General features: G+C 51.8%; 3 protein-coding genes. 1 reads left to right on the top strand and 2 read right to left on the bottom strand.

Features of this window, described 5'->3' with window-relative positions:
- Positions 1–94 precede the first annotated feature (94 nt).
- Entirely contained in the window at positions 95–1435 is a 1341-nt protein-coding gene (lamB, locus tag A31E_RS02900) for a maltoporin LamB (protein WP_001517566.1), read from the bottom strand.
- Between the two features lie 71 nt (positions 1436–1506).
- Positions 1507–2622, bottom strand: a complete 1116-nt coding sequence (gene malK, locus A31E_RS02905) for a maltose/maltodextrin ABC transporter ATP-binding protein MalK (RefSeq protein WP_000179158.1) — start codon at positions 2620–2622, stop codon at positions 1507–1509.
- A 364-nt stretch (positions 2623–2986) separates the two neighbouring features.
- On the opposite strand from malK, the gene malE reads away from it, so the two are divergent.
- Positions 2987–4177, top strand: coding sequence for a maltose/maltodextrin ABC transporter substrate-binding protein MalE (gene malE / locus A31E_RS02910; RefSeq protein WP_000695404.1), 1191 nt, complete (start codon positions 2987–2989; stop codon positions 4175–4177).
- Positions 4178–4225: the final 48 nt, after the last annotated feature.

Here is a 4225-nt window from a genome sequence, read left to right as displayed (position 1 = left end):
CAGCGGTTGTAGGCCTGATAAGACGCGACAGCGTCGCATCAGGCGTTGGTTGCCGGATGCGGCGTAAACGCCTTATCCGGCCCAGGTTTTGCTATTACCACCAGATTTCCATCTGGGCACCGAAGGTCCACTCATCGCTATCGCCACGACCGAAACTACCGCCTTCGAAGTTCGCCGGAACAGCTTTGCCGTAGTTCGGGTTAGAAGAGGAACTACCGTTGTAGTCATAACCCCATTTCTCATCCCACTTGGCGTAGGTTGCGAAGACACGAATAGCCGGGCGTGACCAGATGCTGTCGCCAGCCTGCCATTGTTGTGCGAGGGTGATTTTGTACTGGTTATTCTTGTCGCCAGTGCGCTGGGATTCGACGTTGTCGTAGCCGATCTCCATCAAGGTACTCATGATAGGCGTCCACTTGTACATCGGACGAATACCGACGGTCCACCATTTGGTGCCGTTGTCGTTATCCCAGTTGATGTCCTGATACATACCCACGTACATCATGTCCCAATTGTCACCCATAGAAATCGCACCGTGATCCAGGATACGCAGCAGGTGACCGTTGTTGTTGATGTTGTAAGCAAAGTGTTCGTTATCAAATGCGACGCCAGACCCTTGCGACAGCCCTTTGCCCTGTGAGGTCATAGAGTCTGTTGCGTACTGAACAACAAACTTGTTAAAGCCTTTCAGGATGCTCTGGGTATGCTCGGCAGTGAACATCCAGCCATCTTTCGATGCGCCATCAACCAGACGATAGTTATCACGCAGGTTGGCACGACCGTAGTCGACACCCAGCTCTAAGGTTCCGCCCGGGTTAATTTCCATCTGCGCTAAACGCACGTCAAAGACGTCGTTCGCAGTTTCGTTGGTATAGTCATAAATATTGTTGCTGGCGAAAGAGGAAGAACCGCCCGCTTCAGAAGAACGCGTTGCTGCCAGGGAAAGTTTACCGAAACCAACGTCGATGTTTTCCAGACCGGCACCAGGACCAGAAATATCCCAGTAGTAGAAGTCGATCATATGAACGTCATGACGCTGATAGAAACGCTTACCAGCCCAAATGGTGGCACCTGGCAGCCATTCAATCAGGTTTTTCCCCTGCACATTCGCTTCACGGAAAGCCGGATCGGTGGCCTCCCAGTCATTCTGTTGTGCTACGGAATAGGCCACGTTAGTGTCGAAATAGAAGCTCTTATCGCCCTCTTTCCACACTTCCTGACCCAATTTTAATTCAGCATAAGTTTCACATTCGTTGCCAAGACGGTATTTACTTTGAGCGCCAGTGGTCTGGAAACACTGTTGTTCACCGCCGCTCCCTGTCCAGCCGATACCGGAACGAGCGTAACCGTGGAAATCCACAGCCATTGCCTGAGCAGACATTACGCCCGCTGCGACGGCAACCGCCAGAGGAAGTTTGCGCAGAGTAATCATCATTCTATCTCCTGAGTCATTGCTTTTCTTTTTTCACATCACCTGTCACAGGCTCTGTGTCTTTTGTAGGATGCTTAAACGCCCGGTTCCTGATGCAGTCGACGACATGCAGTGCCATCCTCACGGAACAGATGGCAACGCTCTGGCGGCAGGCCGATAGCGAATGTGGCACCTTCTTCTACCAACACCACGTCAGACTGGCGGTACACCAGGTTTTGACGAATAGAAGGGATCTGGATATGAATTTGCGTTTCGTTGCCAAGCTGTTCGACCACCTGAACCTCACCCTCAAGGATGACGTCAGCGATATCGCTTGGCAGTAAATGTTCCGGGCGAATGCCCAGCGACATGTTGGCACCGACCTGAACATCGCGGCTTTCAACCGGAAGCCAGACTTGCTGGAGGTTTGGCATCGGCAGCTCAACCTGGACCTGATCGATTGCGGTAGCAGTTACTTTCACCGGCAGGAAGTTCATCTTCGGTGAACCAATAAAACCGGCGACAAAGCGGTCTGCCGGATAGTGATACAGTTCAAGAGGCTTCCCGACTTGCGCCACGCGACCGGCATCCAGCACCACGATTTTGTCGGCCAGCGTCATCGCTTCGACCTGATCGTGAGTGACGTAAATCATTGTGCGACCCAACCGTTTATGCAGACGGGAAATTTCGATACGCATCTGTACGCGCAGCGCTGCATCGAGGTTGGAAAGTGGTTCATCGAGTAAAAACACGCTTGGCTCGGCCACCAACGTACGACCAATCGCCACACGTTGACGCTGGCCACCGGAGAGCGCCTTCGGTTTGCGATCCAGCAAGTGCGCCAGTTGCAGCACTTCCGCTACTTGGTTAACACGCTGGTTGATGACCTCTTTCTTTGCGCCTGCTAATTTCAGGCCAAACGACATATTTTCTGCCACAGACAGATGGGGATAGAGCGCATAGGACTGGAACACCATGCCGACGCCGCGTTCTGCTGGCGGGGTGTCGTTCATTCGTTTTTCATCGATGAACAGGTCGCCGCTGGTGATCGTCTCAAGACCGGCAATCATGCGCAGTAAAGTGGATTTACCGCAGCCAGATGGTCCGACAAACACCACGAACTCACCTTCGTGGATGTCGAGATTGATATCTTTCGATACCACCACATCCCCCCAGGCCTTCGTTACATTTTGTAGCTGTACGCTCGCCATGCCCTTCTCCCTTCGTTACAACCTGTCATCGACAGCAACATTCATGATGCAGTGACTATGCGTCATCGGAAGATGGCTTAAATCCTCCACCCCCTGGCTTTTTTATGGGGGAGGAGGCGGGAGGATGAGAAGATGGTGTCTGCATACTAATCCGAGGAGAAGTAAGGAAATTCGTGATATTGCTTGCAAAAAACATGGCAATTTTGTGTGCGCCTCCCCGCAATACGGCTATTTCTGCGACACAGATCACACAAAACGAGGGTGGGGCGTAGGGGCAAGGAGGATGGAAAGAGGTTGCCGTATAAAGAAACTAGAGTCCGTTCAGGCGTTTTCACAAGCACTTCACCAACAAGGACCAGAGATTATGAAAATAAAAACAGGTGCACGCATCCTCGCATTATCTGTTTTAACGACGATGATGTTTTCCGCCTCGGCTCTCGCCAAAATCGAAGAAGGTAAACTGGTAATCTGGATCAACGGCGATAAAGGCTACAACGGCCTCGCAGAAGTGGGTAAGAAATTCGAGAAAGATACCGGAATTAAAGTTACCGTTGAGCATCCAGATAAGTTGGAAGAGAAATTCCCCCAGGTTGCGGCAACTGGCGATGGTCCGGACATTATTTTCTGGGCGCACGACCGCTTTGGCGGCTATGCCCAATCTGGTCTGTTGGCTGAAATCTCCCCAGACAAAGCGTTACAGGACAAACTGTATCCTTTCACCTGGGATGCTGTTCGTTATAACGGCAAACTGATTGCTTATCCGATCGCAGTTGAAGCGTTATCGCTGATTTATAACAAAGACCTGCTGCCGAACCCACCGAAAACCTGGGAAGAAATCCCGGCTCTGGATAAAGAACTGAAAGCGAAAGGTAAGAGCGCGCTGATGTTCAACCTGCAAGAACCGTACTTCACCTGGCCACTGATTGCCGCCGACGGTGGTTATGCGTTCAAGTATGAAAACGATAAATACAACGTGAAAGACGTTGGTGTGGATAACGCTGGCGCGAAAGCGGGTCTGACCTTCCTGGTTGATCTGGTTAAAAACAAACACATGAATGCGGATACTGATTACTCCATCGCAGAGGCAGCCTTTAACAAAGGTGAAACTGCGATGACCATCAACGGTCCGTGGGCATGGTCCAACATCGATACCAGCAAAGTGAACTACGGCGTGACGCTGCTGCCGACCTTCAAGGGACAACCTTCCAAACCATTCGTTGGTGTTCTGAGTGCAGGCATTAACGCTGCCAGCCCGAACAAAGAACTGGCGAAAGAGTTCCTCGAAAACTACCTGCTGACCGACGAGGGTCTGGAAGCAGTGAATAAAGACAAACCGCTGGGTGCCGTGGCGCTGAAGTCTTACCAGGATCAGTTGGCGAAAGATCAACGCATTGCCGCCACCATGGATAACGCCAAAAACGGCGAAATCATGCCGAACATCCCGCAGATGTCCGCCTTCTGGTATGCCGTGCGTACCGCAGTGATCAACGCTGCCAGCGGTCGCCAGACTGTTGATGCCGCGCTGAAAGATGCACAGGGTCGTATCACCAAGTAATGCCGTTAAATGCCGGATGCGGCGTGAACGCCTTATCCGGCCTACGAA

The sequence above is a fragment of the Escherichia sp. KTE159 genome, assembly GCF_000408805.1.
Lineage (GTDB): Bacteria > Pseudomonadota > Gammaproteobacteria > Enterobacterales > Enterobacteriaceae > Escherichia > Escherichia marmotae.
This window is presented reverse-complemented; position numbering and strand designations above follow the sequence as displayed.